This is a genomic window from Acinetobacter sp. BHS4, assembly GCF_018454425.1.
Lineage (GTDB): Bacteria > Pseudomonadota > Gammaproteobacteria > Pseudomonadales > Moraxellaceae > Acinetobacter > Acinetobacter pittii.
Genome location: NZ_CP075323.1, coordinates 2639275 through 2654524 on the forward strand (window position 1 = coordinate 2639275; position 15250 = coordinate 2654524).

The following is a 15250-nucleotide window of genomic DNA, read 5'->3' on the forward strand; positions in this document are numbered from 1 at the left end:
GGTAGTACACATATGACTGCTCAAATGAAAACAAATGCATCAGCAAAAAAAGCTGTCAAATCACCAAGCCATATTTTCGATACTTTTATTGTGGGTGCGGGCATTTCCGGGATCGCTGCTGCCATTCGCCTAGATCAAGTTGGTTATACCAATTATAAAATTATTGAAAAAGCTAGCCGCGTGGGTGGAACATGGCGTGAGAACACCTATCCAGGCTGTGGCTGCGATGTACCTTCTGCTCTTTATTCTTACTCATTTGCACCAAGTGCAAAATGGAGCCATTTATTTGCGCGCCAACCAGAAATCTTGAGTTATCTGGAAGATGTGAGTAACGAGTTTAATATTGCATCTAAAATTGAGTTTAACAACGAGTTGCTTAACGCAGCATGGGATGACTCACGTCATGTATGGATGCTTGATACCACTACTGGTCAATATTTGTCTAAAACGGTTATTTTTGCCACAGGTCCAATTACCGAAGCTCAAATTCCACGTCTTGAAGGCTTAGAAACATTTAAAGGCGAAATGTTCCATTCAGCAAAATGGAACCATGATTATGATTTGACAGGTAAACGCATTGCCGTGATTGGTACTGGTGCATCTGCTATTCAGTTTGTGCCACAAATTCAACCAAAAGCGAAAGAACTGTTTGTGTTCCAACGTACAGCACCTTGGGTATTACCAAAACCAGATACAGACTTGGGCGAGTTTAGTAAATCAGTCATTGCTAAATATCCAGCTATTCAGGCGAGCTGGCGTAAAAGTGTAGCGTTAACACTGAATGCAATTAACTTTGGTTTACGTAATCCACTTGCCCTAAAACCAGTCAATGTATTGGGTAAGCAATTACTTAAATTGCAAATTAATGACCCAGTTCTACGTAAAAATGTAACGCCAAACTTTGATATTGGTTGTAAACGTATCTTGTTTGCTAACAATTATTATCCAGCACTACAGGCACCGAACACGACCCTGATCCCTCATGGTTTAGTGAAAGTTGAAGGCAATACGGTGGTTGCTGCGAATGGTGAACGCCACGAAGTTGATGTGATTATTTGGGGTACAGGCTTTGAAGTATCTCACCCACCAATCGGTAAACGTGTGTTTAATGAAAAAGGACAACGTTTAAATGATTTATGGAAAAACACTTCACCAGAGGCTTACTTAGGAACCAATATTGAGAATGTACCGAATGCATTTTTAGTTTTGGGTCCAAACGTATTGGTCTATGATTCTTTCATTGGGTTAGCAGAAGCACAACTCGACTATATCGTAGATGGCTTATTGAAAATTAAAAACAAAGGAATTAGCAAGTTAAATGTTAAATCTGATGTGATTAAAAAGCACAATGACTTGGTTCAAAAACACCTGCAAACAACTGTATTTAATAGTGGCGGATGTAAGAGTTATTACCTTGATGCCAACGGTCGTAACTTTGCCGCATGGCCTTGGTCATTAAAAAAACTTAAACAGCGTTTGAAAAAAGTAGATTTGAAAGATTATGAAGTGACGTATCAAACGACGAAAACTTACTAATTTGTAATTTCGATCAAATCTGTTGTAAGAAATAGGCAGTGTATTTTAGGTTTTCATGAAATGCACTGCCTTCTTTGTTGAATATCTTCAAGAAATAAAAAAACAGGATAAAGATGAAAGAAGGACAATCAAGCCGTACTGCTGAAGCCGCTGCTGCATTACGAGCCAATCATTTTCAAAATACACAGAACCCTGTATTTTCAGATCCTTATGCTTTTGAACTAACGAGTAAAGGCTGGAAAAAACTGCTCTCTAACCCACTGATTGTTAAAGTGATGAATTCTTCGGTGTTAAACCGCACTTTAGGTTTACTTACTGGGCAAGTGGTTGGGCGCTCCCGTTATGCCGAAGATTTACTTGCTCAGGTAGTTCAACAGAACACTCAACAATATGTATTAGTGGGTGCTGGCCTAGACTCTTTTGCACTACGTGAATCACACCATTACCCTGCTTTGAAAATTTTTGAAGTTGATCATCCTGATACTCAAGCGGCCAAACAAGCCAAACTAAAAAAGCTAGGCAATATTCCTGCTACCGTTGAATTTGTTGCGATTAACTTTGAGAAAGAGTCTATTTCAGAAGCTCTGACCAGAAGTATCTATGATTTATCTGCTCCTGCATTTTTTTCATGGTTAGGTACAACGCACTATTTAAACCCGCAAACGACCTTGCAAACTTTAAAAAGTATTGCTGAATTTGCTGCAAACGGCAGCGAAGTGGTGCTCGACTATTCGACCGATTTTCAGGAATTAAACGGTATTGAGCGACTTGGAAGTATGGGGGTTGCGCAGTTTACCCATTTGTTGAAAGAGCCTTTATTAGGTCAATTTAAACCAATAGACTTACATCATGCAGTGGAGCAGATGGGATTTGAAGTAGTCGAAGATCTTTCAGGTGAAGCCATCACTGAACGCTATTTTAATGGAAGGATTGATGAAATTCGCCACACCTCAGCAACGCGTTTGCTGCATTTGCGTTTAAATAGAAAATAATATTGAAAGCCAACTTAGACTTTAAGTTGGCTTTTTTATAATCAAGATTAATAGCACCATTACCAGCTTGAACGCGGCTCTGGCCCATCGACATGCTGATTTAAAAATTGGCGTAAATGATCTAAAAAGTGCGCGACTTTAGGTGACAGATTCAGTCTCTCTAAATACACCGCATAGACATCTGCTGGTGGTGTTTCATAGTCCGCTAGCACTTGAACTAATCTACCACTTCTTAAATATTTTGCTACGTCCCACTCTGCTCGCATCAAAATACCATAGCCTTCTAAGGCCCAATTTAATGCAACTGCCCCATCATTGGTACTTAGTTGCCCATGAACTTTAACAGTTTCAACTTGTTTGCCATGACTTAACCGCCAATTCCCATAAGCTGAATCATTTTGCCGAATCACAATACACTGATGCTGTGTTAAATCATGAGGAGTGAGTGGTTGCCCTGCCGTTTTTAAATAGCTAGGTGATGCACATAATAAACGGCGGTTGGCTGCCAATTTTTTTGCAATTAGACGTGAATCAGGTATTTCGCCAAAGCGGATTGAGACATCAATGGCTTCATCTGGCAGATTAATCGGGCGGTCTGTTAAATGCAGTTGGACATCGACATCAGGATAGATTTTGGCAAATGTAGAAATCGCTGGCGCAATATAAGAACGGCCAAAGCCTAAAGGAGCATTCACACGCAATACCCCTTTGGGTGCTGCCCGACTACTTGAAACCAAACGCTCCATTTCATCAATCTCTTTTAAAATACGAACCGCATTTTCAAAGTAGACCTCACCTTCACTGGTTAAACTAATTCGGCGTGTTGTTCTATTTAAAAGCCTTACACCTAAACGCTCTTCAAGTTGATTTAAACGTCTGGAAACCGCAGGTGGAGTCAAGTTTAACTCTCGTGCCGTCGCGACAAGACTTCCTTGTTTAACCAATAAACAAAAGAAAGCTAATTCCGTATCTGCATTCATGATTATTAAGTTTTTTGCAATAGTGATTTAACTTTATATCGATTCATCAGTTTTTTAAAGGGTTTAACATCCATTTCAATGTTTCCCGACATAAGCCATCTCTTATTTAAGAGCATAAAAATGTCCGCAGAAGGAATGCTGTGGATGAACGGGAAAAGCCATCTAGCCGAATCAATAGCGGTAAAGAAAGCGAAAACTACCAATCAGGATTGGTAGTCATGAATATGGAGTCATGACATGGAAATGGATATTGAAAAGCGAACGTTACGTCGAATTACTTGGAGAATCGTACCGTTTATTATGTTGTTATACCTTATAGCCTATATCGACCGCGTCAATATTGGTTTTGCCGCACTCACCATGAAAGAAGACTTAGGCTTTACAGCCTCGGTTCTCGGGTTTGGTGCCGGAATTTTCTTTTTGGGTTATTTCTTATTTGAAGTCCCATCCAACATTATTTTGCATAAAGTCGGTGCCCGCATCTGGATTGCTAGAGTCATGGTGACTTGGGGGTTGATCGCAGCAGGCATGGCATTTGTAGAAAGCTCAACCAGCTTTTACATTATGCGATTTTTACTCGGTGTTGCCGAGGCTGGCTTCTTTCCCGGCATTATTTTGTACTTAACTTACTGGTTTCCTGCTCGCCATCGCGCTGGGGTGATTGCTTTATTCATGGCAGCCGCTCCGATTGCTACCGCGGTGGGTTCACCAATCTCTGCCGCATTACTTGAAATGCATGGAATTTGGGGTCTCGCTGGTTGGCAGTGGATGTTCATTATTGAGGCAATACCAGCAATCATCTTAGGCGTTGTTGTTTTTAAATATATGACGGATCGCCCTGAACAAGCTACTTGGTTAAGACAGGATGAACGTGAATGGCTTGTAAAAACCATGAAGGAAGAGGATGTAGGGAAAAATGCACCACAGCATCACAGCATTCTTCGCGGTCTTGCCAACCCACGAGTACTTGCTCTTGCATTGATTTATTTCGGAACGTCGGCTGGGCTTTATACACTCGGCATCTGGGCGCCACAAATTATTAAACAGCTTGGCGTAACTTCTATGACTGTGGGGCTTTTAAATGCCATTCCACCAATTGTTTCTGTCATTGCCATGGTTTTATGGTCTCGACACTCTGACCGCACCAATGAACGTACATGGCATGTTGCTCTTGCATGTTTAACCGCAGCAGTTGGTCTCGCAATTGCAGCAGGCACACACAATGTCATTGGATTAATTGCCGCACTTACCATTGTGAATGTCGGTATTAGTTGTGCCAAGCCACCGCTATGGAGCATGCCAACCATGTTCTTGTCAGGATCAGCCGCAGCAGCAGGCATTGCAACGATTAATTCAATCGGAAATTTAGGTGGGTTTGCAGGCCCTGCCATGATCGGCTGGATTAAAGATCAAACTGGAGATTTCACAGGTGGACTCTATTTTGTTGCCGGTCTACTTATTATCTCGACCTTACTAACACTAGTGCTGAGCTTCTCCCAAAAAGTGAAAGTAAACACTGCTAAAGCCACCCAATAACCCTATTTACATCAATTAAATCTGAACAAGTTTCTTCAAGGAGCACAACATGGACAAAGATATCGCAGTCCAGTCCCTTACGGACACCATGGCCAAATTTACGGCTTATATTGGAAAACGCTTACCCAAAGATGTGAAAAGCAAGTTAATTGAACTTCGTACCTTAGAAACTAATCCATTGGCTAAATCAGTTTATGACTCGATGGAAGAAAATCAGCAAGCTGCAGATAAACTCAACCGCCCAAGCTGCCAAGACACCGGTGTCATTCAATATTTTGTTGAAGCAGGTGCTAACTTCCCTTTGCTTGGTGAACTTCAAGATATTTTGAGCGAAGCTACTGCCGAAGCAACACGCATAGGCCCCTTACGTCACAACGCTGTTGAAACCTTCGATGAAAAAAATACCGGTACAAATACAGGTACCCAAATTCCATGGTTAGATTGGCGTATTGTGCCTGAACTCGACACTTGTACCATTGATGTCTATATGGCTGGTGGCGGATGTACCTTACCAGGTGCAGCAAAAGTTTTAATGCCAGGTCAAGGCTATGAAGGCGTTGCTGAATTTGTGATGGATGTTATTACCGAACGCGGTGTTAATGCCTGCCCACCCTTACTGGTTGGTGTTGGCGTATCGACTTCAGTTGAAACAGCGGCTCGCCTTTCTAAGCTCGCCATTATGCGTCCGGTTGACTCAACAAGTGATAACCCACGCGCTGCCTTGATGGAGCAACTGTTAGAACAAGGTCTTAATGAAATTGGTATTGGTCCTCAGGGGCTCACAGGAAATAACAGCGTAATGGGAGTCAATATTGAATCTTCTGCACGCCACCCATCAACCATTGGGGTTGCCGTAAATACAGGTTGCTGGGCACATCGCCGTGGCAAAATTAAGATTAATCCAGATATGTCGTATGAAATCTTGTCTCATGAAGGAGTTGTACTATGAAAAAAATTCTGACAACTCCTATTAAAGATGAAGATCTTTTAGACCTTAAAGTCGGTGATGTGGTTTATCTGACTGGTCGTTTAGTGACTTGTCGCGACGTTGCCCATCGCAGACTGATCGAACAAGGTCGTGAACTGCCAGTTAATCTTGAAGGCGGAGCGATTTTTCATGCTGGCCCTATTGTGCGCAAAAAAGGTGAAAACGACTTCGAGATGGTTTCGATTGGCCCAACAACCAGTATGCGGATGGAGAAATTCGAGCGGGAATTTATCAAGCAAACTGGCGTTAAGCTTATTGTAGGTAAAGGTGGCATGGGACCAGAAACAGCTGCTGGATGTCAGGAAAATATTGCCGTTCATGCGATTTTCCCAGGAGGCTGTGCAGTACTCGCAGCAACTTTAGTTGAAGAGATCGAAGGCGCTGAATGGCAAGACCTAGGTATGCCAGAAACCCTTTGGATAAATCGTGTAAGAGAATTTGGTCCGCTCATTATTTCTATCGACACCAAAGGCAACAACCTGATTCAACAAAACAAAGTTGAATTTCAGGCCAAGAAAGCCCCGATTTTAGAAAAAATCAGTAAGCAACTAAGCTTTATTAAATAAACCGCTCCTTAATGAAAGGAAAGCAAAAGCGCCTTTCATTTTTTATTTTTGTACTAAACGCATGGCATGAGGTGTTTTCCCATGCCATCTTTTATAAGCATGAATAAAACTGGCAGGTTCTGCATAACCTAACCACTCGGCAATCTGCTCAACCGAAACTTTTGGTAATGCCAAATATTGCTCAGCTAGAACCTGTCTAACTTCTTCACGTATCTGAATAAAAGTCATCCTCTCTGATGCCAAATGACGGCGTAAAGTACGAACATTTAAATGCAAACGTTCAGCCACTATATCCATAGATGGCATTTCCCCGCGCATACTCATCAGCTGCTGTTGCACTAAGGTTGTAAATTTATTTTGTGATTGGCGCTTTTCTAATATTTGACGGCATTGCTCTTCTGCAGTGTGCAAAACCAACTCATTCGCCATGAGTAATTTTTGATCCACTTTTTGCGGATCCAGAATTACAAAACTTTTAGCTGCGCCAAATTCTGGCGTAACCCCAAATAAATTCCGATATGGCTCGGCATCACCTTTGGGTTGGAAAGAAAAAGCCAAATATTGGCAAAAATTGTCCTGCACCAAATCTCGCTGTACCGTAATGAGCGCAGCGGCATCGCGTTCAATAATGAATTGACGTACTAAAGATGGAATATCTTGCTCATCAATTTCAATGCGAATTCCCTGTAAGGTATCAGATACATCAAAGCGGGTAAAAGCAAAGGTTAAAGTAAAATAGGTTAAAGCTAAATCCAGCGCTTCACGAATGCTAGCGCTACTCATCAGAGCCATACCTAATGGCCCAAATGTGGTGAAATGATAGCGCATGCCCACTTCTAAGCCTAATGTGGGCTTGTTTCCTAGTTGCTCCACCAAGTTATGAATCAACTGTAATTCCTGATGGCCTGTCACCACCATATTAGGGTCGAGTAATTGTTGTTGGCTAAGCCCAGTCCCTTTTAAAATCGTCTCATAAGAAATGCCTGATTCCCCCGCAAAATCAGCCATTAACCGAACACTATGTACACTGCGTTCAAAAGCCCATGCATACTTCACTGTATTGCTCAGAATGTCCTCGAATCACAATATTTTGTCCTCATCCATCCTCTAAATCAAGTTAATAAACGTCTATTCTGCATACAGGAAATTGCGATTCTTTCGCTCACTGTTTTTAAGGATTTAGAGCAGCCCATGTTTAACTCGTCGTCTAATTCAAATAAAAATGTACGTATCGCCATTATTGGTACAGGTTTTGGTGGTCTAGGACTTGCCATTCGTCTCAAACAAGCAGGTTTTGAACAATTTACACTCTTTGAAAAAGCTAGCGATGTTGGTGGTGTCTGGCGTGACAATACGTATCCAGGTGCTGCATGTGATGTGCCTTCTCATCTGTATTCTTTTTCTTTTGAGCAAGAGCTAGGCTGGAAAAATCGCTATGGAACATCTCAAGAGATTTATCAATATTTACGCCACTGTGCGGATAAATATGATATTCGTCCGCATGTTCAATTTAATACTGAAATTGCCAGTGCTAAATTTGATGCACTGCAAGGTGTATGGCACATTCAAAGTACGACTGGTGAACAGTTTGAAGCTGAGTTTCTAGTCGGTGCGGTAGGCCAACTCAACCGCCCTGCTTATCCAAAACTTAAAGGCATTGAAAACTTCAAAGGTAAAGCATTTCACTCAGCACGTTGGGACCATGATTATGATTTAACTGGTAAACGTGTTGCAGTGATCGGTACAGGTGCAAGTGCAATTCAGTTTGTACCTGAAATTGCTAAACAGGTAGCACATCTCGATGTTTATCAACGCTCGGCACCTTACGTGATTCCAAAACCAGATCGGGTTTACCAACCTTTAGAGAAAAAGGCTTTCCGCAAACTGCCAATTTTGCAAAGTCTAGACCGCGCCTTGCAATATGGACACCATGAAATTCGCCTACTTGCTTTTACAACTTCTTTAAATGAAATGCCTTTGGTGGAATATTTATTCCAGCGCCACATCCGTAAAGTCGTTAAAGATGGGAAGCTGCGCCACCGCTTAATGCCGGATTATCCAATTGGTTGTAAACGTATTTTAATCTCTAACCACTGGTATGAAACACTAACCCAGCCTCATGTCGATGTGATTAATACAGGCATTCAAGAAATTACTGAAAATGGAATTTTAGATACGGACGGAAATCGAAGAGAGGTTGATACCATTATTTATGGTACAGGCTTTGCCGCAACAGAATTTATGGCGCCAATGCAAATTACAGGTCTTGATGGTCGCACCTTAAAAGACACATGGAAAGATGGTGCAGAAGCTTATCTCGGTTTAACTGTAAGCGGTTTTCCAAACTTCTTTATGCTCTATGGTCCAAACACCAATCTTGGGCACAACTCAATTGTTTATATGATTGAAAGCCAAGTGAATTATATTTTAGATGCCATTCAAACAACCCTACAAAACAAACTTCTGTTCACCAATGTTCGTGCAGAAGTTCAACATGAGTTTAATCAAAGCATTCAAGAAAAAATGAAAAAAACTGTCTGGGCTCAAGGTTGTACCAGTTGGTATCAAACTGCTGAGGGTAAAAATACCAATAATTGGCCAGGTTTTACTCTTGAATATCGTCAACGTACTCGTCGCTTCGATGTTGAAAACTACACTCAGGTTTCGGCTATTTCTTAAACAAGCTTCACCATAGGAAATGAGAAAAATAAACGGAGAATTTTATGAAGTCTTTTAAAAATAAAGTCGCAGCTGTGACAGGTGCGGGTTCTGGTATTGGACAAGCACTTGCCATTGCATTAGCCAAACAAGGTTGCCATCTGGCACTTTCTGACATTAGTGAAGCTGGATTAGCTAAAACAGTCGATCTGATAGCACCCTATTCTGTCAAAGTCACTACTCAGAAAGTCGATGTAGCTAAGCGTGATGAAGTTGCAACTTGGGCCAAAGCTGTTGTAGATGAGCATGGTCAAGTTAACCTGATTTTTAATAATGCTGGTGTTGCAATAGGTAGTACGGCTGAAGGGGTGAGCTACGAAGATCTTGAATGGCTCATTGGTATTAATTTTTGGGGCGTGGTTTATGGCACCAAAGAGTTTTTGCCTTACTTAAAGCAAAGTGGTGATGGGCATATTATTAATATTTCCAGTATGTTTGGCTTAACAGCTCAACCGACCCAAAGTGCTTATAACGCCAGTAAATTTGCTGTTCGTGGCTTTACTGAATCATTACGCCAAGAACTCGATCTACAAAATGCTGGTGTGAGCGCGACTTGTGTGCATCCGGGTGGTATTCGCACCAATATTGCCAAAGCTGCCCGCATGAATAATAGCGTCCAGTCTTTGGGAATGGACCCTCTAAAAAGTCAGGATGCTTTCGATAAATTACTTCGCACCCCTGCTGATGATGCAGCTCAACAAATTTTGGAAGCTGTTCGCAAGAATCGTCGCCGTTTACTTATTGGAGCCGATGCAAAAGCCGTTGATGTGATTCAGCGTATTCTTCCGCAAGGCTATCAAAAGATCTTTGCAGCCGCGACTGCTTGGCAAACTCGCCTACTCAACAAATCAGCAAAATAAAAATAGTGGTCAGCATGCTCTTAATCTTAAGAGATGCTGATTAATCTAACATGCTTAGTATGAGTCCTTATTATGAAGCAGCTTCTTGCATGGACCATCCGTACCACACTACGTCCAGCTTTATCCCCTAAAACACCACTAAGGCTACAACGTTTTTGTAGTAATGCAGCCAGTGCTATTGTGCTTGGGCCACGTGGCTATAAAACAAAAAAGCAAATAATTGCTCAAGTTCCTACACTTCATATCCTGCCTAGGTCTATTAAGTCAGGTCTCGGTATTTTGTATTTACATGGTGGTGCCTATGTCGTGGGCAGTAGCAAAAGCCACGCTAAGCTTGCTGCTCAAATCGGACATGCAGCTCAAGCACAAGTCTGGTTACCTGAATATCGCCTAGCCCCAGAACACCCAAGCCCTGCTGCTATTGAAGATGTAGTTGCAGTCTATAAAGCTTTACTTGCCCAAGGACAAGACCCGAAAAAAATTGTAATCGCTGGGGATTCTGCTGGCGGCGGACTGAGTTTGAGTACTGCAATTGCGATACGGGATGCGGGATTGCCTTTACCAGCAGCATTAGTTTTACTTTCACCTTGGGTTGACTTAAGCCTCTCTGGAAGCACAATAAAAACTCATACTGCTCAAGATGCGATGTTGTCAGAGGACTGGTTAGCTTGGTGTGCAAAAAACTATTGCGGCCAAAAATCGGCAACCGATCCAACCTGTTCCCCACTCTATGCCGACTTAACTGGATTACCTCATATTCTAATTCATGTCGGTACCGAAGAAGTTTTATTAGACGATGCAAAACGCCTTGCTGAACAAACCGAAAAGTATGGTATTCCGACGAACTTGAAGGTTTATGACCGAGTCGGACATGTTTTTCAGTTCCACGCGGGTATACTAAATGAATCTAATGACTCGATTGAGCGCATTGGGCAATTCATTGATAAACATACACAGTCAATATAAAAATATCGCCAGAGAGGAGTCCTCGGCATGACAACAAACAATTATGACTATGATTACCTCATTATTGGTTCAGGCTTTGGTGGTAGTGTTTCTGCCTGCCGTCTAACCGAAAAGGGCTACTCAGTTGCTGTAATGGAAATGGGGCGACGCTGGGAAGCTAAAGATTTTGCTAAAAATAACTGGAATACCCGTCGCTGGATTTGGCGCCCGGGCATGAAACTTTTTGGTTATTTCAACATGCGTTTTTTTCGCCATGTCACCATTATTTGCGGGAACGCCGTAGGTGGCGGTTCAATCACCTACGCCAATACCCTACTTGTTCCACCTGAACATATTTGGGATGAAGGCACGTGGGCAGATGCAGCGGACTGGAAAAATGAAATGCCACAGCACTATGCTGAAGCCGAACGTATGCTTGGGGTTACGGATAATAAAATTTTCGGTCCTGCCGACCACATGCTCAAAAAAATGGGCGATGCAGTTGGGGTTGGACATACGTTTAAACCGACGCGCGTTGCAACTTTCTTTCCCCCCGAAGGTGAACAAGGTGGCAAGACCTACCCTGACCCGTACTTTAACGGCGAAGGTCCAGACCGCGGAACTTGTACGGCATGTGGCGGCTGTATGACAGGTTGCAAGCACAACGCAAAAAATACATTAGATAAAAACTATTTGTATTTTGCCGAAAAAAATGGTGCCAAGGTTTACGAAGAAACCAAAGTTGTTGATGTTAAACCACTTAATGGTAAAGCCGATGGCAGCGATGGCTATGAAGTTACGACTGAATGTTCAAGCTCATGGTTTAACAAACAACGCCGTACATGGCGTGTTCGTAATGTGATTTTCTCAGCATCTTCTTTGGGAACCCAAGAAATGTTGTTCCGTTTAAAACAATCAGGTTCTCTGCCAAATATTTCTGATGATTTGGGTAATCGGGTACGTACCAATGCCGAGTCAATTTTAGGTGTTCGTTTTTTTGGTAAAGATGTCGACATGAGTAAAGGTGTGGCCATTGGTTCAAGTATTTACATTGACCATGACACCCACATTGAAGCAACACGTTACCAAACTGGTTCAGATGCCATGGGTCTTATGTGTACTTATATGGCGAAAGGTAAACCGGGTTGGACGCGTATCTTCTTTTGGTTATGGGCACTTATTTGCCATCCATTTATTTTCCTTCGCATGAGTAATCCGGTCAGTTTTGCACGTCAGACTTTAATTTTCTTGGTGATGCAAACAGCTGATGCCTCAATTAATATGCGCTTGAAACGTAATTGGTTCTGGCCTTTTGGCAAGGTGTTATCGAGCGAAGGTAAAAAGCTACCTGTGTATATTCCGCAGGCCAATGCATTTACCGAAAAAGTTGCCAAAATGTTTAATGGCCACCCCATGACGACTATTACCGAAATTTTGTTTAACGTACCTTTTACAGCCCACTGTATGGGTGGTTGCGCAATTGCTTCAAGTCCAGAGCGTGGCGTAGTAGATGGACAAAACCGTGTCTTTAACTATAAAAACTTATATGTTGTAGATGGTTCAATGTTAGGTGCAAATTTAGGGGTTAACCCAAGTCTCACCATTACAGCTCTTGCAGAACGCGCAATGTCTTATATTCCGGCTAAACATACTTTGGGTGAGCAACAAGATCATAGAGTAGAGGCAGAAACCATAGAGATCACCAAAGCTTCTGCTTAAACTGCGAGTTGTTTTATAAAAAAAGCCTATTAAAAAATAGGCTTTTTTCTTTCGCTTTTTAAATTACACCGCTACGGCTTTAGCACGAGCTGCATGCAACTTTTTATAGCTCTCGATCAGACGTAAATGGCGATCAAGTCCTTCTAGTTTCATGCTTGTTGGTGTTAAACCATAGAAACGAACGCTACCATCGACAGAACCTAATACCGCGTCCATTCGTGTATCACCAAACATACGACGGAAATTAGTCAGGTAGTCTTCAAGCTCTAGTTCTTCATCTAACATTACTTCAAGCACCACATTCATGCACTGATAGAACAAGCCACGCTCAACGGTGTTGGTGTTGTATTGCAAGTAAGTTTCGACGAGCTCTTTTGCTTCTTCAAATTGTTGTAAAGCCACATAAATCAACAGTTTCAATTCTAAAATTGTGAGCTGTCCCCAAACTGTATTGTCATCAAATTCGATACCAATGAGCGTGGTGATTTCAGTGTAATCATCTAGCTCACATTCCTCTAAGCGCTCAACCAACGCCTCAAGCTGTTCATCATCCAAACGATGCAGATTTAGAATATCTTCACGGAATGAAAGTGCCTTATTGGTATTGTCCCAAATCAAATCTTCAACGAGATAAATTTCTGAATAATCCGGTACTAAAATACGGCAAGCGGTCGCACCTAAGTGCTCGTACACTGCCATATATACTTCTTTGCCCATCTCTTCGAGAATGCCGAACAATGTTGCAGCTTCTTCTGCGTTCGACTCTTCGCCTTCGCCAGAAAAATCCCATTCAACAAAGTCATAGTCAGATTTAGAGCTAAAGAAGCGCCAAGATACCAAACCGCTTGAGTCAATAAAGTGCTCAACAAAGTTGTTCGGTTCAGTGACTGCATTACTTTGGAAAGTCGGTTGAGGTAAATCATTTAAGCCTTCAAAACTACGACCTTGAAGTAATTCAGTCAGACTACGTTCTAACGCAACTTCAAAACTTGGATGCGCACCAAAAGATGCAAACACCCCACCCGTACGTGGGTTCATTAAAGTCACACACATTACAGGGAACTGACCACCTAATGATGCATCTTTAACTAATACAGGGAAACCTTGCTCTTCTAAGCCCTTAATACCAGCAACAATACTTGGGTATTTTGCTAATACTTCTTCAGGAACATCTGGAAGTGCAATTTCACCTTCTAAAATTTCACGTTTAACAGCACGTTCAAAAATTTCTGACAAGCATTGAACTTGGGCTTCTGCCAAAGTGTTGCCCGCACTCATACCATTACTTAAGTATAAGTTTTCAATTAAATTTGATGGGAAATAGACAACTTCACCGTCCGACTGGCGCACAAAAGGTAACGAGCAAATGCCGCGCTCTACGTTACCTGAGTTGGTGTCATATAAATGCGTGCCAAGTAACTCATCATCTGGGTTGTAAATTTCAAGACAATATTCATCTAAGATTTCTTTAGGTAATTCACCATTTGGACCCGGTTTAAACCATTTTTCATCTGGATAATGCACAAATTCAGCATTGGCAATATCTTCACCCCAGAACTGGTCGTTATAGAAGAAGTTACAGTTTAAACGCTCAATAAACTCGCCTAATGCAGACGCTAAAGCACTTTCTTTAGTCGCGCCTTTACCATTGGTAAAACACATCGGAGACTGGGCATCACGAATGTGTAATGACCACACATTTGGCACGATATTACGCCAAGACGCGATTTCAATCTTCATACCCAAATTTGCCAAAATAGATGACATATTGGCAATGGTTTCTTCTAATGGCAGGTCTTTACCTTGAATATAGGTATGGCTTTCTGAAGTTAGACTTGGCAATAACAATGCTTGTGCATCTGCATCGATGCTTTCAACTTCTTCAATAATAAATTCGGGACCCGTTTGAATCACTTTTTTAACAGTACAACGGTCAATCGAACGTAAAATCCCCTGGCGATCTTTCTCTGAAATATCGGCTGGTAATTCAATTTGAATTTTAAATGTTTGCTTATAGCGGTTTTCAGGGTCAACAATATTATTTTGCGATAAACGAATATTATCGGTTGGGATATCTCGAGCGGCACAATACACTTTTACAAAGTACGCAGCACACAATGCTGACGATGCTAAAAAATAGTCAAATGGGCCCGGTGCCGAACCGTCACCCTTGTAGCGAATTGGTTGATCGGCAATTACCGTAAAGTCATCGAACTTAGCTTCCTGTCGAAGATTGTCGAGATAATTAACCTTGATTTCCATGCTGGCACCTAAATATTTTTATGTGTCAGCACAGACACATAAAATTCTAAATATTGAAAAATAAGCCGAATCACAGCGAAGAAATTGACTTAAAAAAATGAGAGATTAAAGCCATGTGTTTAATGAACGACTCAAGTGGCTTTAATAA

The 15250-nt window shown here is 41.8% G+C and carries 12 protein-coding genes; 9 read left to right on the forward strand and 3 right to left on the reverse strand.

Annotation, left to right across the window (positions count from 1 at the left end; all coding sequences use genetic code 11):
- The first annotated feature begins 12 nt into the window (after positions 1–12).
- Complete coding sequence (locus KIP84_RS12780; protein WP_213688656.1) at positions 13–1536, forward strand: NAD(P)/FAD-dependent oxidoreductase; 1524 nt, start codon at positions 13–15, stop codon at positions 1534–1536.
- Positions 1537–1649: 113 nt separating this feature from the next.
- A complete protein-coding gene (locus tag KIP84_RS12785; protein ID WP_213688657.1) occupies positions 1650–2528 on the forward strand; it encodes a class I SAM-dependent methyltransferase in 879 nt (292 codons plus the stop codon).
- A gap of 59 nt (positions 2529–2587) precedes the next feature.
- Here KIP84_RS12785 and KIP84_RS12790 read toward each other — a convergent pair whose 3' ends face one another.
- The gene (locus KIP84_RS12790) at positions 2588–3508 is read right to left on the reverse strand and encodes a LysR family transcriptional regulator (RefSeq protein ID WP_002163157.1); all 921 of its coding nucleotides are present in this window, start codon (positions 3506–3508) and stop codon (positions 2588–2590) included.
- Between the two features lie 237 nt (positions 3509–3745).
- Between KIP84_RS12790 and KIP84_RS12795 the strand changes: the two genes are divergently transcribed.
- From KIP84_RS12795 to ttdB, 3 genes are read left to right on the forward strand one after another with little or no spacing between them, the layout of a single operon-like run.
- Complete coding sequence (locus KIP84_RS12795) at positions 3746–5044, forward strand: MFS transporter (protein ID WP_130173972.1); 1299 nt, start codon at positions 3746–3748, stop codon at positions 5042–5044.
- A 49-nt stretch (positions 5045–5093) separates the two neighbouring features.
- Complete coding sequence (gene ttdA / locus KIP84_RS12800; protein ID WP_002163154.1) at positions 5094–5993, forward strand: L(+)-tartrate dehydratase subunit alpha; 900 nt, start codon at positions 5094–5096, stop codon at positions 5991–5993.
- The gene (gene ttdB, locus KIP84_RS12805; protein ID WP_000722967.1) at positions 5990–6598 is read left to right on the forward strand and encodes a L(+)-tartrate dehydratase subunit beta; all 609 of its coding nucleotides are present in this window, start codon (positions 5990–5992) and stop codon (positions 6596–6598) included. The genes ttdA and ttdB overlap by 4 nt, the downstream gene beginning before the upstream one ends.
- Before the next feature lie 42 nt (positions 6599–6640).
- On the opposite strand, the gene KIP84_RS12810 is transcribed toward ttdB, so the two are convergent.
- Positions 6641–7654, reverse strand: a complete 1014-nt coding sequence (locus KIP84_RS12810) for an AraC family transcriptional regulator (RefSeq protein WP_213688658.1) — start codon at positions 7652–7654, stop codon at positions 6641–6643.
- A 135-nt stretch (positions 7655–7789) separates the two neighbouring features.
- Between KIP84_RS12810 and KIP84_RS12815 the strand changes: the two genes are divergently transcribed.
- From KIP84_RS12815 to KIP84_RS12830, 4 genes are all read left to right on the forward strand, one after another.
- Positions 7790–9277, forward strand: coding sequence for an NAD(P)/FAD-dependent oxidoreductase (locus KIP84_RS12815; RefSeq protein ID WP_213688659.1), 1488 nt, complete (start codon positions 7790–7792; stop codon positions 9275–9277).
- Positions 9278–9321: 44 nt separating this feature from the next.
- A complete protein-coding gene (locus tag KIP84_RS12820; RefSeq protein WP_167563908.1) occupies positions 9322–10176 on the forward strand; it encodes an SDR family oxidoreductase in 855 nt (284 codons plus the stop codon).
- A gap of 72 nt (positions 10177–10248) precedes the next feature.
- A complete protein-coding gene (locus tag KIP84_RS12825) occupies positions 10249–11142 on the forward strand; it encodes an alpha/beta hydrolase (protein WP_213688660.1) in 894 nt (297 codons plus the stop codon).
- Positions 11143–11169: 27 nt separating this feature from the next.
- Complete coding sequence (locus tag KIP84_RS12830) at positions 11170–12840, forward strand: GMC family oxidoreductase (RefSeq protein WP_213688661.1); 1671 nt, start codon at positions 11170–11172, stop codon at positions 12838–12840.
- 63 nt (positions 12841–12903) lie between these two features.
- On the opposite strand, the gene KIP84_RS12835 is transcribed toward KIP84_RS12830, so the two are convergent.
- Positions 12904–15102: an OsmC domain/YcaO domain-containing protein gene (locus tag KIP84_RS12835; RefSeq protein ID WP_213688662.1), complete on the reverse strand. Its 2199-nt coding sequence runs from the start codon at positions 15100–15102 to the stop codon at positions 12904–12906.
- Positions 15103–15250 lie beyond the last annotated feature (148 nt).